The organism is Oleiharenicola sp. Vm1 (assembly GCF_047777955.1).
In the GTDB taxonomy this organism is placed as follows: domain Bacteria; phylum Verrucomicrobiota; class Verrucomicrobiia; order Opitutales; family Opitutaceae; genus Didemnitutus.
The window spans coordinates 1,128,920-1,144,651 of sequence record NZ_CP180537.1; the positions used below are offsets into that span (position 1 = coordinate 1,128,920).

The 15,732-nt window shown below is 60.7% G+C and carries 17 protein-coding genes; all 17 read left to right on the forward strand.

Translation table 11 applies throughout. The features are described from left to right. The first annotated feature begins 152 nt into the window (after positions 1-152). The 17 genes from ACMYLB_RS05920 (at position 153) to ACMYLB_RS06000 (ending at position 15,711) form a co-directional block, all read left to right on the forward strand. Entirely contained in the window at positions 153-566 is a 414-nt protein-coding gene (locus ACMYLB_RS05920) for a hypothetical protein (protein ID WP_415910027.1), read from the forward strand. A gap of 12 nt (positions 567-578) precedes the next feature. Next, entirely contained in the window at positions 579-1,172 is a 594-nt protein-coding gene (locus ACMYLB_RS05925; protein ID WP_415910028.1) for a DUF4133 domain-containing protein, read from the forward strand. A gap of 35 nt (positions 1,173-1,207) precedes the next feature. Continuing rightward, positions 1,208-3,871, forward strand: a complete 2,664-nt coding sequence (locus ACMYLB_RS05930; protein ID WP_415910029.1) for a hypothetical protein — start codon at positions 1,208-1,210, stop codon at positions 3,869-3,871. 4 nt (positions 3,872-3,875) lie between these two features. Further along, positions 3,876-4,532, forward strand: a complete 657-nt coding sequence (locus tag ACMYLB_RS05935; protein WP_415910030.1) for a hypothetical protein — start codon at positions 3,876-3,878, stop codon at positions 4,530-4,532. 19 nt (positions 4,533-4,551) lie between these two features. After that, positions 4,552-5,046, forward strand: a complete 495-nt coding sequence (locus ACMYLB_RS05940; protein ID WP_415910031.1) for a YMGG-like glycine zipper-containing protein — start codon at positions 4,552-4,554, stop codon at positions 5,044-5,046. After that, positions 5,043-5,849: a hypothetical protein gene (locus ACMYLB_RS05945; RefSeq protein WP_415910032.1), complete on the forward strand. Its 807-nt coding sequence runs from the start codon at positions 5,043-5,045 to the stop codon at positions 5,847-5,849. The genes ACMYLB_RS05940 and ACMYLB_RS05945 overlap by 4 nt, the downstream gene beginning before the upstream one ends. A gap of 41 nt (positions 5,850-5,890) precedes the next feature. Continuing rightward, positions 5,891-6,130 (forward strand): hypothetical protein, encoded by a 240-nt coding sequence (locus ACMYLB_RS05950; RefSeq protein ID WP_415910033.1) that lies wholly within the window; start codon positions 5,891-5,893, stop codon positions 6,128-6,130. After that, the gene (locus ACMYLB_RS05955) at positions 6,127-7,326 is read left to right on the forward strand and encodes a hypothetical protein (RefSeq protein ID WP_415910034.1); all 1,200 of its coding nucleotides are present in this window, start codon (positions 6,127-6,129) and stop codon (positions 7,324-7,326) included. Before ACMYLB_RS05950 ends, ACMYLB_RS05955 begins: the two co-directional genes overlap by 4 nt. 186 nt (positions 7,327-7,512) lie before the next feature. Beyond that, positions 7,513-8,178 (forward strand): hypothetical protein, encoded by a 666-nt coding sequence (locus tag ACMYLB_RS05960; protein WP_415910035.1) that lies wholly within the window; start codon positions 7,513-7,515, stop codon positions 8,176-8,178. Between the two features lie 175 nt (positions 8,179-8,353). Beyond that, positions 8,354-9,094: a hypothetical protein gene (locus ACMYLB_RS05965; RefSeq protein WP_415910036.1), complete on the forward strand. Its 741-nt coding sequence runs from the start codon at positions 8,354-8,356 to the stop codon at positions 9,092-9,094. Next, the gene (locus ACMYLB_RS05970) at positions 9,091-10,200 is read left to right on the forward strand and encodes a TrbI/VirB10 family protein (RefSeq protein ID WP_415910037.1); all 1,110 of its coding nucleotides are present in this window, start codon (positions 9,091-9,093) and stop codon (positions 10,198-10,200) included. Before ACMYLB_RS05965 ends, ACMYLB_RS05970 begins: the two co-directional genes overlap by 4 nt. A gap of 23 nt (positions 10,201-10,223) precedes the next feature. After that, positions 10,224-10,748 carry a hypothetical protein gene (locus ACMYLB_RS05975; RefSeq protein ID WP_415910038.1) on the forward strand — a complete coding sequence of 175 codons (525 nt, stop codon included), beginning with the start codon at positions 10,224-10,226 and terminating at the stop codon, positions 10,746-10,748. Between the two features lie 8 nt (positions 10,749-10,756). Continuing rightward, the gene (locus ACMYLB_RS05980) at positions 10,757-11,665 is read left to right on the forward strand and encodes an AAA family ATPase (protein ID WP_415910039.1); all 909 of its coding nucleotides are present in this window, start codon (positions 10,757-10,759) and stop codon (positions 11,663-11,665) included. Between the two features lie 34 nt (positions 11,666-11,699). Next, positions 11,700-12,389 (forward strand): DNA-binding response regulator, encoded by a 690-nt coding sequence (locus ACMYLB_RS05985; RefSeq protein ID WP_415910040.1) that lies wholly within the window; start codon positions 11,700-11,702, stop codon positions 12,387-12,389. 265 nt (positions 12,390-12,654) lie between these two features. Beyond that, entirely contained in the window at positions 12,655-14,343 is a 1,689-nt protein-coding gene (locus tag ACMYLB_RS05990; RefSeq protein ID WP_415910041.1) for a hypothetical protein, read from the forward strand. Then, positions 14,340-14,927 (forward strand): hypothetical protein, encoded by a 588-nt coding sequence (locus ACMYLB_RS05995; protein WP_415910042.1) that lies wholly within the window; start codon positions 14,340-14,342, stop codon positions 14,925-14,927. The genes ACMYLB_RS05990 and ACMYLB_RS05995 overlap by 4 nt, the downstream gene beginning before the upstream one ends. Before the next feature lie 214 nt (positions 14,928-15,141). Beyond that, positions 15,142-15,711 carry a hypothetical protein gene (locus tag ACMYLB_RS06000; protein ID WP_415910043.1) on the forward strand — a complete coding sequence of 190 codons (570 nt, stop codon included), beginning with the start codon at positions 15,142-15,144 and terminating at the stop codon, positions 15,709-15,711. Positions 15,712-15,732 lie beyond the last annotated feature (21 nt).

Here is a 15,732-nt window from a genome sequence, read left to right on the forward strand (position 1 = left end):
CTCCGACTACCGAATTTTCGGTAGGCCCGCAAAGTTGCGACCGCCGCAATAATGTTCGTCTTCGCCATCACGCGACGAATTCCAACGAAAGGAGGAAAAAGGCGCGCGGGTTTCGGCCCCCACAAGTGCCGGCATCGAAAAAGGAGACTGTCATGACGACCTTGATTCAGCTGACGCCGTATCTGGCGCTGGCTTTGGGGGCGGCGATGCTCGCACGGGCGCTGCATCTGTGTTCGGAAAATCGGCCGCAATCCGCGGAGACCAATCGGCGTCGTGTGTGGATTCTCTTCACCGTCACGCTCGCGTGGCCGACGCTGGCGCAGGCGGCGGCGGTCGATCTCAAGACGGCGACCGAGTCGGGCAACGCGATCATCATGTATCTCAGCGGCACCTTTGCTGCGGTGGGCATCGTGGCCGCGGGTGTCGCGATGATGATGGGCCGCCAGTCCATCGCGAAGTGGGCCTTCGCCGGCGCGATGGTCAGCGGGCTCGCCTTCGCGATCGTGCGCACGATGTGGAGCAACATGGGCATCGAAGCCGCGGACGTCGGCACGTTCACCCCGTAAGGCCGCGCTCCCATGCACGCCACGCACCTTCACGAGCACGACGCCAACCAGGGCGCGAAGTCGTCCGGCGAGTTCCTGGGGATGACCGGCAACTCCGGCTGGTATCTCCTCGGCTCCAGCGGAGTGACAATCCTCATGGTCGTCTTCCTCTGGGGCATGCTCGGCGTCTCACTGCTGTTCTGCCTGCTCGTGGGGGTCGTGCTGTGCGGGCTTTCGGTGGCCTATGTCTTCGCGCTGAAAAACAACCGGCCGGAGCACTACGATACGGACTTTTTCGAATCCGGGCTCGTGGAGGCCGGCGTCATGGCGTTTCGGTTTTCTCCGCGGGCCAAGAGTCCTGCGAATCCATTCCACGGGGGCGTGTCCCTCGCGGCGCACGATGTCGCGGCGAGCAAGGCCGCCGCGCCGAGTAGCCGGCCAGCAGTGCGGCCCTTCCGCGCGACGGCGGCAATCTCGACGCCGGCCGCGGAGACTCCGGCACCGCGGAAGCCAAAGAGCGAACCGGTGATCGCTCGGGCCGCTTTTGAACAGGTGGTGGAACGCCTCGCCGAGACGGAGGCGTTGCTCGAAGAAACGTTGGCCGAATCCGCGGAGGAACGCGCATGAGAGTCGAGCCGCCAGACGGGTATTTCGGCGAGGACATGATTGTCTTCGAAGGCCTGCATCGGGGCGGCTACATCGCGCGCGGCTTCGAAGTGATCGCGCCGGATTTGGAGCAGGCCGATCCGGTGCACCATAATACTTTCGAATCCGACCTGGTCGCGTTGCTCTCGGTCCTGAAGCCCGGCTGGCGATTGCAGGTGCAGTGGACGAACGACTCGGATTTTCGCCGGCCGTTGCAGCATTATCGGGACGACACGGTGAAGCACGGCGCCAACGAATGGAGCGTCCGGCAGCGCAACGAGCGCTTCGTCCGCTTCTGGCGGATGGCGGAAGAAGGCGTGCTGCGCCGCGAACGGCTGCGGCTGTATTTCACGACTCCCATCGATGCCGCCGTCCTCGGGCAGAAGAGCGGCCGGCTGACGCGCGAAGCGCTGCTGGCCGCGTATGCCGAGCAATTCCACCAACTCGGCCAATTCCTCCATGCGCTCTTCGCCGGCAGCGGCGGGCAGGTGCGGTCGATGACGGATCACGATCATTTCCTACACTACCTCGAATTTCTGAATCCCTCCCTCCCAGAGCAGAAGGTTTCCGACCCGCTCGAATTCTTCGATCCGGAGAAATCGCTCCAGGAGAACTGCTGGCTCGGCGAAGGCCGGCCGCTTGAAAAACCCGACACCGGGTTCTACCTCGATGGCTGCTATCACGGCATGCTGGTCCTGAAAGCGCTGCCGAAGCGCACCCGGCCCAGCATCGCGTATATCCTCACGAAGCTCGGGTTTCGCGACTACGCGATCACGGTGAACGTCGAGGCCGTCGACGTGGAAGAACTGATCGAGAAGGAGCAGAAGGAGCTGAACCGCGTCGAGGGCGATTATGAGAGCTTGAAGAAGGTGAAGCTCCTCGCGGCGATGAAGATCAAGGCGGCGAAGATCGCCCGTTATTCGAACGGCGACAGTTCTCCCTACCGCATCCAATACCTTATTCGGGCGTGGGACCGGAACCGTGAAGATCTGCGCGCGAAGCTCACCGCGCTGAAAGCCGCGGTGGGCAGCATGGAGCGCGCGCAGGCGTATGAGCCCGCGCTCGAAAGCTCGGCCCGCAATTTCTTCTTCTGCACGTGGCCAGGCTGGTCCTACAGCCGTTACGACGCGCTATGGCACGACTACGACGACGCCCTCGTCGCCAACATCCTCCCGTTCTCCTCAACTCCGACCGGGCACCTCGACAACGCGGAGTTTCTGTTTGAAGGGCCGAACGGCAACCTCGTTGGCGGGCGGACGTTCGTCGGCGAAGGCGCGAGCCAGACGCCGCAGAACGCGGTCGTCATCGGCACGACGGGTTCGGGCAAGAGCGTCAACGTGATCGACATCCTCACGCAGACGGAGCCGTTCTACCACTACACGATGATCGTGGAGGAAGGTGAGTCCTATACGACGTATGCCAAGACCGTCGATGCCGCGTGCCAGCCGCTCATCGTCCAAGCGAACGGCAAGCTGACGATGAATTACCTCGATACGCGGGGCCTGCCGCTGTCGGGGCTGCATCTCTCTGCCGCCGCCGCGCTGCCCATGCTGATGGTCGGCCAGTCGAAGGACGAAGACCGCAACAAGCTGCGGCACGCGCTCCTGAACAATGCCATCGGCCGCCTCTACGACGATTTCGCCCGCTGGTATTTCAACAAGCATCCGGAGTCGCGGCCCCTGCTGACCCGCCGGGCCGCGACGTTGGAAGCGTTTCGCCGGATGCGGATGGGGCCACAGGCCACGGCGCTCGATGCGTTCCTCGAGTTCGCCGAGTTCGAAAAGGCCCAGCCGGACGAAGCGTCGGCCCTGTTGCGGGCGCAATCCGAGGAAGACGTGCTGCGATTCGCGAAGGAGACGGCGGGCGCGCAAGCGGTCCGCGATCTCGTCTTCGCCGATCTGGCCGCCGCGGATCAGCCGCAGCACGGGCATCTCCAGGAACTGCTCGCCGCCGAGGCATCCGGCACCCACGCCGATGAAATGCGGTATCTGGCGACGCTGCTCGAACCGTGGTCGAGCGGCGGCAGCTACGGCGAATTGTTCGACGGCGTGTCGAACGTGAACCTCACCGGCAAGATCGCGCACTTCGAACTGGGCTACATCCCGGAATCGGCGGAGGAACTGAAGGCCGCTGCCGCCTTCCTCATCGCGAATTACACGCGGTCGCACATGATGCGGCTCCCGCGCGCGCTCCGGAAGCGCAACATTTTCGAGGAAGTGGCGCGCTTCTCCCTCGTGCCCTCGGGCAAGAAGGTGCTGCGCGAGTCCTACCAGCAGCTCCGGAAATACAACGTCTGGAACGTCGCGACGGTGCAGAACTACGAGCAGTTCAAAACCTCGGACATCCGCGGCGCGGTGCTCGGGAACAGCCGCATGCTGCTCCTCATGCGTCAGAGTGACCGCAGCGATGTCGAGGATCTGAGCCGCGACTTCCCGATCCCGGAGACGGTGAAGGACGCCGTCATGAGTCACCCCGAGCCGGAAAAGCTCACGGGCACGAAGTTCTCCCAATTCACCTACTATCACACCGACGAGCGCCGGCCGCTGATCGTCACGATGCGGAATGTCGCGTCCCGCGAGATGCTCTACTGCGCGTCCAGTTCGGGCACTCACTTCGATCAGCGCGCAGCGGACCTGAAGGGTCAGGCTGACGTCGTGAACGCAATCATCGCCAACTCCTGAAGCCATGAAACCTCACCGGGAAATTCAAAACGAGGCGCAGCAACTGGTCCTGCAAGGCCGGGAGTATCTGGCGGAGCGCCGCGCCCTCGCGGCGGACGCTCCGGTCGTGGCGCTGCCGCGCGTGCTAGCGCGGCTGCCTGATTCCCGCGTCGCCGTGGCCAATGTCGCGCTGCTCGCGGAAAGCGAGGCGCGAGAGGAGCACCGCCAGCGGCACATCGAAGCGGACATCGAAAACGACGAATTGATGTTTCGTCTGATCGAACGCGAAAACCAACTGGACGCGGAAGGACGCGTGCTGCGAGAAGGCGAACCGGAGACGATCATGGTCAGCCGCTCCGGCTTCGATCTGCTGCTCGCCGGCTACGAGTTGGTAGAGGAGGAGCGCCTGGCGGAAGCCCTGGCACCTTACTCGGCACGGGAGATCGGGGACGCCAAATCCGATCCGGCGGCGGTGGCCAAAATCGAAGAGATCCTCGAAACGAGTGAGCTACCCGTGGCCGACCGGATGCGCGCGAAAGCGGAGATCGTAGACTTTCTCGAAGGCCGTTTGGACGCGGGCGAATTCATCGAGCACGCGATCGATCGGCATCGGCTGCGCGAAGTCTGCGCGGAGCGCCAGACGCAGCGTTCGGAGCTACGCCTCACCATCGATCACGACTAACCCTCAACCTCCTCCCGCCATGCGACGAATCCTCGATATCTTTTCCATCTGCCAGCCGCTGGTGATCGCGATTCTGGCGATGTTGGTGGTAATGCTGCTCACGCAGGGATGCAGCACGATGAGTGCAAACTCCGCCGGCGGGACCCGCGATTTCGCGACCACGGCGGCGACGACGGCCGGCGGCGCCTACATCGGTGCCAAGGAAGGCGACGGCAAGGCGAAGAACGCCGCCGTCGGCGCTGCCGCCGGGTTCGTCGTCGGCGAAGCCGTGAACTACCTCAACAACAAGGCACAGAAGGAGGCCTACCTCGCGGGCTACGAAAAGGGCCAGTCCAACGCCGTGAAGCAGCAGTATTGGATCGCCCGGGCCAATCAGCGCCCGGCGGCCGATGACGGTTACGAGGAGACGTATTACGAAATCGACGTGCCGCAGTCCGACCGGGACGGCGTGCGCCGTGAACCGACGAAACGCGTCATCCGCGTGGTCGCACCTCGGGAGGATGCGGGATCATGAAAACGGTGCTTCTCACCTTTCTCTCCGTCGTGGCGTTCGCACCTTGCCGCGCGCAATGGGCGGTCATCGACGTGGCGAGCATCCAGCAGAGCGCGATGAACTACGCTGCCCTCGTGCAGCAACTCTCCAATCAGGCTTCGCAGATCACGAATCAGATTCAGCAAATTCAGCAGTTCGAAACGCAGCTCAAGCGACTCGGGAACATGGCCGACGTGAAAGCGCTCGTCGGCTTTCCGGAGTTCAGACTCGACCTGAACCTGCCCACGAAAATCAAAGTATGGGCGGACGGCGTCGCCCGGGTGGATGGGCGTGGCATCTTTGGCGACACGCGCGGCGGAATCTACGCCCCCATCACGCCAGACTTCACCGATTTCAATGGCGGTGCGATTGAGCGCGATCCGCAGACCTACAAGACGGCGCAGGCCGTGACGGAGACCGTCGATGAATTCAAATCGGTGCAGACGGACGTCTATACGCGTCGGGAGAATCTGAAGCGTGCCATCGCCGCCACGAGCGAAGCCATGCAGGCGGCGGAAACGGCAGCGGAACAGCAGAAGTTGGCGACCGTCCTCGATGCCCAATACGGCGAACTCGCAGCCGTGGATTCCGAAGTCGCATTGAGCGCCGCCCAGGTGCAGGTCCGCGCCGCAGAATCCACGGCAATGACCAACGCGCAAAGAGACGCGGACGCAGAGGTTAGGAGTCGGCTTTCGCAACAGGAGGCGGCGAAGGTGAGCAGCACGTTCAAGCCGCAATATGACTCCGTGCTTCGGTATGTGACTGAACGTCCCTACCGCCCCTGAGCATGCAACGAAGCTGCGGATTTCAGGTCAAAAATGGGGAAATGAAAAACGGCCTTTATATCCTGTTCATCACTACGTTGCTTGCCACGGGTTGCTCCGAAAGGAACCAACAGGAAATGAAGGCGAAGCAGGACGCGGAAGCGAAGGCACGCGCTGACGCGGCGAAGAAGGAGATGCAGACACTGCCCCAAACTTTCAAACCACGCTACAATAAGAAACTGGATCAATCGGAGACCAAGTCGGAGCCGGCCCCGCCGCCTCCACAGAACCCAAAACCATGAGCGCACCGGCAGGCAGTATCCTCCCCGATTCCTACTTCGACGGATTGTCGCAGTTTTGGGGAGCAACTGCGTATGTCGCGAGTTCGCTCGTTGTCGCGGGGTTCGTATTCAGCGCTGCGCTCAACCGGCACGAACCAGCCTCTCTACTCAGATTGTTGGTTCGCGTGTTCTTTGTGGGACTTGCTACCGTTTTTATTCGCGAGTGGTTGATGCGGCTGGGCGACGTTATCGGCGCCTTTGGTGATTTCTTCGGCATCGATCCCTCCACGGTTGACGATAAGTTCGTCCGATTCATTTCCGGCACCACTCCGTCTGATCCAAATACGAGTGTGTGGGATGTGATCTGGAATACCGGATCGATCGGGACCGCGATCGCTTATTCGCTGCTATGGCTCTTCGGTTGGTTGGCGTGGGGCGTCCAGTTCATCGTGAAGCTGGTAGGCGACATACTGCTTTCAGCGGGATGGGCGCTCAGCCCCCTCTTTCTCGCGTTTTTCATGATTCGGCCGCTACAAGGCGTGGCGCTAAAGTATGTGATGGGATTGGTTGCTTTGGTTTGCTGGCCATTCGGCTGGGTCATGGCGGCAGTAGTGACGAACGCGATGCTTGAGCGCGCGGCCATCGCGAGCCTCATACCGATTGTCACGCCCGGTGGCGCGGCAGTCGCTCCGGCTCTCACGGTGCTGCTGATCGGGATCTGGATGATCATCAGTTCAGCGTTGGCGCCATACGTCACCTACAGAGTGCTTACCTCGGGCGTGAATCCCGCCGCGGCTTTCGCTCAGGGCCTTGGAGGTGTGGGGCAGGCTGCATTTGCTGGCGGAGTCGGCGCAGCCGTGGCCGCAGCCACCGGCGGCGTCGCCGCAACGGGAGTCGTGGCAGCCGCAGCCGCCGGGACCCTCGCTGCGGGGGCGGAATCGACTGCACGCGGAGGTGCCGGCGCGCGCATGACCAGCACTGTCGTAGGTGGCATCTCGGGTTTGAATGCCGGCAACCTCATGCGTCGGCATGCTAATGCCGCTGAAAGATCGGCAGACGCGGGCACGCGGAGGGCAGCCGCCGCAGAATCCATGGCTTCGGAGTTTTCACAACACGCACGGCGCCAGCGGCAGAGCCGTAGCGGGTTCGATGATCAGCCGCACAGCAGCGACCCGAACCAGGCCGCCATCGAAATCGACGCCTATGTTAAATCTTAATCGTAGATACGCTGCCGCCCTGGAAAAGTCCGCCCGAGCGGAGGAACGTCTCGCGACGGCTGAGGAGTCCATTGCTCACAGTCTCCGGGAATTGCTGGGAAACAATTCGACACAGCACGGACCCAGCGGGAACCGTCCATGCAAGAATGTTACTCCCGACAAGCAGAACCCGAAACGGAGGTAGCCATGGTCGCGAACGCCACAACTTCCGAAGCCGATGCTCCGCGCGTCACGCCACGATTCGGAAAGCCGAAACCGGCTTTGCTTTCGATCTTCGACCGCCAGCGCCGTCAGTCGCTCGTCTGGTTCGCCGTGGCCGTGGCCGCGTGGGTGTGGGCGGCGTGGGACCATCACCACCTGGTTGAACAGTTCACGCATCGCCGCGAAGTGCTGCTGATCGACAGCCTCGGCACCTACTACGTCTCTCCCGTCGTCGACATCCAGCAGGCGAAGGACCTGCACGCGATGCAGACCAAGCTGGCCTGCAAGGCGCTCTTTGAGCGCAATCCCGCCGGCCCCGATAACCCCGAACTGCTGAAACAGCTCTTCCTGCGCGACGCCGCGAAACAAGCGCAGACCGCCATCAACAGCACGAAGGCAGAATTCGAGGCGAAGTCGCTGCACCAAAAAGTCGAGGTCGGCGTGCCGGAAATTCTGAGCACGCGCGACAATGCGTTCTATACTTCCGCGGACGTGCAGTTGATCCGCGTCGGTTCGTATCAAGGCGCGCCCATCACCGAGGCGCTGCGCTACCGCGTTAAATTCAAATTCCTGGTCAATCCCGACCTGACGCGCAACGGACGTTTCCCCACCGCTGTCGCCGCGTTCCAAGTCGAGCCGATCAAAACATGAGGACTCAGCCATGTGGGGACGTGTCGGCATCTTCTTGGCGGTCGTTTCAGCGCTCTCGGCGCAAACGATTCGCAACCTCGCGCTCGATGCGCAGCAGGTCGTAGAGCTCCCGATTTCCCGCGAGATCACCACGGTGATGTTTCCCGGACCGCTTACCGCGGTGGCGGGCGCGGACATGCTCATCGACAACGGCCACGACGCGTCGGAAGTCGAGGAAGGCACGCCGCTCCGGTTCCACATCACGCACGCGCCTGGCTCGAACTTCATTCTCGTCCAGAGCCTGCAACCCGATGCCGCCGGCCGGCTCACGGCGATTTACGACGGCGCCGCTTACGTCATCCAACTCCGGACCGTCGCGGCCGATTCCGTGGCCAGCATCATCTTCGGGAAAGCGGAAGTCGCGACGGCGAAGCGCGTCGAGGCGCCGCCGGAGCCGGTGAAGTTTTCGCCGCGCATCGGCCTTAGCCTGCTGGACCGGGCGCGCGCGTATCCCGTGCTCGCCAAGTCGCTGCCGAAAGCCGTCGAGGGCGTGACACTCCGCGCGCAGAATCGGAAAGTCGTTCTGCCGGACCTGGAGATCACGGTGCAGGAAGTCTACCGCTTCTCGAAAGAGGATGCGGTCGTCTTCCTGCTGCGGCTGCACAACACCACGGATCGCACGCTTGAGTTGGCCCCGAGCACCTTTGCCGCCCGCGTGGCGCAGGAACGATTCGAGCAATCGATTGCCAACGGCCCGCGCAGCCTCGAACCAGGTGCGACGGCCGATGCGGAGTTCGCCATCGTCGGCCTGCCAGACGGCAATCGCAACGACCTGAGCGCGGACAACGCCTTCACGATTCTCGTCAACACGACGCGGCGCGAAGCGCTCGCGGCCAACGTGACACCAACACCGTCGCCGGAGGGCAGCCAGCCATGAACCCGCGCAACCTCGGCAATTTTCTGAAGAGCAAGTTCGGCCTCTTCGTCGTGTTCGTCGCGGTTCTGTTCTCGGGCCTCGCGATCTACGGCAAGCATCAGAGCAACGAGCGCGCCGCCGCCCGGCTCGCCGCCGCGAACGCGAAGAAAGTGGAGCTGGGGCAGGTGCAGGTCCCACTGAACCAAGGGCTCGAGGACGGGATGCCCCAAGAGGCGCGCAGCCCGGCCGCAGCCACGGAAGGCAAGGACGCCAAAGGCGACGGGCTCGTGCCGTTTCATCCCGTCGCCACCGACGCGAAAGGAAGCAAGGCAACGGCGGCCGCGAAGACTCCTCCGCCGCCGCGGAAGATTCGCTACGCCTCGCTGCTTGCGAGCTACCAAGCGCCATCCGCCGACGCGAAGCGGGTGAGCGCAGAGCCACCCGAACGATTCATGCCGTTCGGCACGCTACTGAAGTGCAAACTCGTGAACACGATTGATAGCGCGAACCTCGAAACGCCCGTCATCGCCGTGCTGCTCGAAGACGTGTGGCAGAACGGGAAGAAAATCATTCCCGCCAACACGCTCGTGCACGGCACCGCGCGGGCGGGCCGCATGCGCGACCGCGTGACGGCGTCCGGCACGTGGCGCTTTGTCTGGCAGGATGGGCGCGAACTCGCATTCAACGGCGTCGCGCTGGATCGCGAATACGATCAGGACATCGACGGCTACGGGATCACCGATGGCTCCGCCGGAGTCAAGGGACGCGTCATCGCGAGCGACAATCTCCAGGAATTGAAGATGCTCGCGTCCGCCGCGCTGAGCGGATTCGCGCGCGGCACGCAGGACCGAACGCAGACCGCCTTGGGAACGACGATCACCGGCTCGCTCTCGAATGGCGTCCGCGAAGGCGCGGGCGACGTGTTCGAACTTTACGCCCAACGCACCCTGAAAGACATCGAGGAAAACGGCTACTTCGTCCGGGTCGCAGCCGGGAAGGAATTCTACGTCTACGTGCTCGAAGCGATCAATCCGCAGCGCGCCAGTGTCGCCGGGGTGAAAACCGCGGCGGGCGAGGATGCGCCGCGGATAAACACCCCTTCGGCCCAAACTCCCAACAAAGGATAGTTATGCGTCACTCATGCTGGATTTTGGTCGCGGTGGTCTTGGCGGGCTGTGCCTCGCCGAACGCGCGGGTGGTGCAGGCGCCGGTTCCGCCTCCGGCCCTGCCGGCGGCAAGCGAGCGCAAGGCGGTCGAGACCGCCTACGCGGTCCGCGGCTACCGGGATTCCGGTAGTCCAGAGATTCGACACGAGGCGCACATCGTGTTTCGCCGCACCCTGGTGCCGGCCAACGCCGACGCGAACGATACGGCGCCGCGCACCGTGTTCGCCCCGGCGAGCTATACGCCGTTGCCGGCGAGCGAGGAATTGTCCGCGGAGCTGGCGAAGCAAAAGGCCATCACCGCGGAAATGCAGGACATGCACACCGCGATGGCGGCGACGCAGACAAAAATGCAGGCGCAGTATGCCCAGCTCGTGAAACAGACCGGCGAGGCCTTGCGGCTGCGCGACCGGATGGAAGCGGAGCGCAACCAAACGCGCGCCAATGCCGCGACGGCGTCGGATGGCGTCGCGGCGACGACCGATCCGCGGGCGACGCAAGCGAAGTGGTGAGGTGCGCCATGGAACTCACCGACGAGATCAGGGCGAAGCTCGCTGCGCTGCCAGCACGGCTGAAAGGCCGGCTGCGCGGGCAGGATCCCGCCATCGATCGCGTCTGCGAGAGGGTCCAGCATGGTGAACTTGGTTTGGCTCACCCGGGCCGTCCGCGCGCCAGTTTCCTTTTTCTGGGCCCGACCGGCGTCGGCAAAACTGAGCTGACGCTGCAGTTCACGGCTGAAGTCGCGGGGGCGGGACGCGTCGTCCGACTCGATATGTCGGAGTATCAGACGGCCGAACGTCTCGCGCTCCTGCTCGGCGACGCCACGATCCCCGGGCGAATCGCCGAGGGTTACGACCGCTGCGCGGGACGCGGCACGTTGCTCTTCGATGAAATCGAGAAGGCGCACCCGCGCGTCCTAGACGTGCTGCTGCAATTGCTCGATGCGGCCCGCGTGACGACGGGACGCAACCGGGAACTGAACTTTTCGGATTGGTATGTGGTGCTCACGAGCAACATCGGCGCGCAGCGCGTCATGGCGCTGCGCAAGTCGAAGTTCGAAACGATGGAGCGGCTTGTGCGGCAAGAGGCGCAGCGGGAACTGCGACCGGAGATTTTCGCGCGCATCAACGCGGTGGTGGTCTTCAACAAGCTGGATTTCGACACACAGCGCGTAATCGCGCGCGACATGATCCAGGCGGAATGCGAGGCGCAGGGCGCACGCGGATGTGACGTGCGGTGTCACGACACGGTGCCCGAAGTGGTGATTCAACGTGGCTTCAATGATCGATTGGGCGCGCGGCCAATGCGCGATGCGACCGAACTCCTCGTGCGCAACGCCATCGCCGCCGACCTGCTCGCCGGCGGGACCGGTAACGGCCATCTGCATCCCGACGCAGATGGATTGAGGTTAAAACTGAAGGCGTCGTGAAGTCATGTTGTCGAAACAGGCATCTCCGCGGATCGTGGTCCTCAAGGCGGACCGCTTGTATGGGGATCTGATTTGCCGCCAGATCAAAGAGCTGTGGCGCAATGCCACGGTGCTCGTTTTTCAACACGGTTTCGACGCCTTGGACTCGATCCAAGCGGAGCCACCCGATCTGTTCGTGGCGGGCGTGAAGATCGACGACATGGACGGCCTCGAACATTTCGAGCCGTTCATCGATACGACGCTGCCGATTCTGGTGCTCACTTCCCGGAAGGAGGCCCGCACTTTCGAAATGCTGCGCGGCATCCGTTACGACGGCATCTACGACGGGCACGCGGAGGGTTTGGAAAATCTGCCCGCCGCGTTGCAACAGGTGATTCAGCGTCGCCTCTACGTCAGCCCGACGATGGTCGAACACTTGAAGCGGCCAAAGAACATCACCCTCGATGCGCTCACGGAAAAAGAGGGGATGGTGCTCTCGATCATCGGCGATGGTTCGGACGATCAACTGGCGGCGGAGCGGCTGGGCATTTCGCCGCACACGGTGAACACGCACCGGAAGGCGATCATGGCGAAGCTCAAGCTGCACCACAAAGGGCAGCTCATGTTGTATGCGCTCCAGCACGGCTACATTTGGGTGACGGGCGCGAACGTCTACTATCCGGGATTCCAGCGGCGCCTCCAAGGAGGCGCGAAGCCGGCTCCGAAGGAACGCGCCAGCGCGTAGGCGCGACCACTTCACCGCGCGTTGAGTGTCTCAGGTGCCCATTAGTGACGAATTGCGGGGCTGCTCTTTTATCGGGTGCGATAGTCAACCTCGTGGCCAGCACTGCCGCTGATGTTGAGGTAGCTGCGCGTGAACAACGCCCGGCGATGTTTGACCGCCAACAAGCATTGTTCGCCGGCTCCAAAGATGTCCTTTCGCTCAGATATCCCGCTTGTCAACGGCTTGCGCAAGCCATAGTGACCTTGTGCGTGAGCCCAACTTAAAGATGAACACTATCGCGCCGACGCTGGTTTTGCTTACGTTTCTATTACCCATCGCGTGCTTTTCGATTTACGGATTCTGGCGCTCCACGGACGAAAGCGAGGGCAATTCGCTAGACGATCGCTTTTTGCACGCATCGCAAAAAACGAAAAAGGGGGATATCAGTGCCTCCACCGTATCCTACATGCTGCAAATCTCGACGACTTTCTATTTCATCTACTGGGGCTACAATTACGGGGCATCTAATATTCTGTATTTGATTAGCTGGGGCATAGGAATGTGGCTTTTCTCGCTGTATGCCCCAAGGCTTTTGGCGGTCCGATCAAGTTATGTAACCCTAGCTGGATTCCTGTCCTCGCCATTTGCTGCACCATGCCGACGGATTGTAGGAGGCCTGATCGCGTTTTTCTTTCTGGGACTGTTTTACGTCGAAACTTCATTCGCGTCCGACTTCCTCTCGAAGCTGTTTGCGCAATCCAAGACATACCCCGAGACCGCGGTCTGGTGGGTGTTCTTCTTCGCGCTCGGAATTTCGGTGTTTTGCTACTCGATCTTGGGGGGCATGAGGAAGGTAGTCGCAACCGACAAGGTTCAGCTGTCGATGGCGTATGTGGGTTTTGCGATAGTTTTCTGCCTGTTGTTGCCAAACGTTGTGGCTCGGAGCGGACTCACAGGCATTTTGCTTTGGATTATTTCCACCGCACTCTACGCCGTCCTGTTTTTTTACAGCCGCGGAGATCGCTCGACGCCACTAGTGAGGCTTTCGCTCGTGATTTCGCTATTCATAATCGTCACAGCCGGGCTTTTCTATAAACCATGGCAAGGCAATATGTCGGCGGGGGTCGATATTGAAGGATTGTTCAAGCAACTATTGGAGCCCTATGGTTGGGTAACGCTCCTCGGGTTTACGCTAGCGAACATTCTCTGGCAATTTGCCGATGGATCAAACTACCAGCGGATTGCCAGCCTTGAACTGGACGATCTTAAGACAGAGGAGGAGAAGCATGCCCGGATTCGCGATCTTTTTCTTGGTCTCGTTGTCGTATCGCCACTCACTTGGGGATTTGGCATTATTCTCGGAATTTTCCTGCGCGCCTCCGGCACGGTAACGGCAGCCTCTGGTGAGGAATACGTTTCCTTTCTCAACAGCCTTTCTGCAGGCGTGGTAGCTGGAAACTCCGTGTCTCTAGTCATAGCGATTGCCCTTGGCACCGCCATGTCAGGGGTGATGCTTTCGACAGCAGACAGTGCTGTGCTAGCGTTCTTCGATACGACGATCCGTGATATATTGCGCACTCCAACCTTAACGGCTCGCAGATACCTCTGGCTCGGACTGCTAGGTTTTTCAATCGTTGTAGGGTGTGCGATGGCACACCGCTTGGGCGGAGTTTCTTCAATTCTCGTAGTCGCGTCTGCCGTCAATGCTTTGATATTAATACTAGCTTTGCCGGCAATCGCGTATCTTCACGGAGTGCGGTTCTCGGCATTGGCGCTGCTGCTTACTACTTCCGTTGGATTTGTTGCTACAGGTTACGTGACGCTTTGGCCACCGACTTCCATCCCATTTAACATCCAAATGGTATTACCGATACTGGTTGCGGTTATTGCATCTGTCCCGGGGGTCATAGTGGCTATTTTGCAGGGGAAGAGGCAGCAATCACCGGATACGGACGTTACAGCTGCGAAAACATGAACTCACCCATTGCTGACATCGTTTTGATCGCCGCGAAGAGCGGAGGTATCTTCTTCGCAATCTTCATTGTGTCCTATGTAACTTGCCGATGTGCTATTTGTTCCGCTGAGTTCGGAGAACTCACAAAGTGGCAGGAGCGTTTGTCGCAAGTTAAGGGAGTTCTGAGGCCAAAGAATATTGATGCGACAGCCGCTTCTCAGTATTATTGCGTTCGACCAGAGATTGAAAATCGCGAGGAAGAATCCCTCGGCAACCTTCTTCGAGCCAAGGAGCAAATGCGGTATGCAGCGACTCGAATTGATAACTTGAAGCGCACTTTGCCGGCGTGCGTGCTTGGTTTGGGCTTAGCTGTCTTGTTTGGTGTAGTCGTGGTTTCGCCTCAATTTTCTGGCGGGAAAGCACTCGAACCAAATTACTCGATAGTTACTTTAACTGTGGCCGGCCTTTTTACCGTGTTTATCGGCTTACCTCACGGCGAAAGCTATCGGGGAATGAGTAACATGCGACGCGACAGTGAAGAGTTTATAAAAGAACTTAGTAACCCACCTGCGCCTGCCACGCAGGGAACCATAAGTTCATCGTAGAGGTCAGTGCCGGCAGTGCCTGATTGTTTTAACGCGCTTGAGTAGCATTCGACCATCATCGCGGGACGGAATCTCGAGCTTCGATTATCAATTCGATCTGCTCAGCTGGGATGTTGGCTCTTTCTCATCCCTGAAAGGTCGGAGGGCGTTCATTGGGGTGAGTGTTAAGAATCCAAGATTTTCTCGCCAATTTTTTCGTTCAGTTTTGGCTGTCGTGAAGCAGCTCGGAATGGAACTGACAGTATGCATCGTAGACGAGCCGTATATCTACAACATACTAGCGACATCTAATACGCTCGATGACTTCACCTCTGCGGTTACGGGCCTAAATAAGATATCTCGCGAGGCGCAAAGCATGGTGTCGTCGGCGCTGAGTTCCACGAAGGTTGTTGCTTCCTTGGTGAACTGGCGGTCGCTTGCGGCGTCTATCGATCCCGATCTGAAGTTCGAGTGCGAGCGCGCGTTTTACACTGATAAGAAGTTTCGGGAATTTGTCTGGACCGAGGTGAAACGAGCCATACCTCCCAGCGCACGGACGGGTGACATCAACCGGTTTTGTGCCTTTTTCATTCAAGAGGTTCCAGTGCTTGCCGATGTGCTTTTCACAAAGCGGGCAATCGACTTTTATCCAGGGCCTGGAACGGATCTATTCTTCATGCTTCAGAAAGGCATTTTTTCGGAGGCCCTCCCAAAGCTATCGCAACTTGCTCGATCTTGCACGGATATGGGCTATGTCGAGGCAACCAAAGGCGAAGTCGCGCCCGATTCTAGTGGGCATACCTGATACCGGACCACTGCCCAGCCT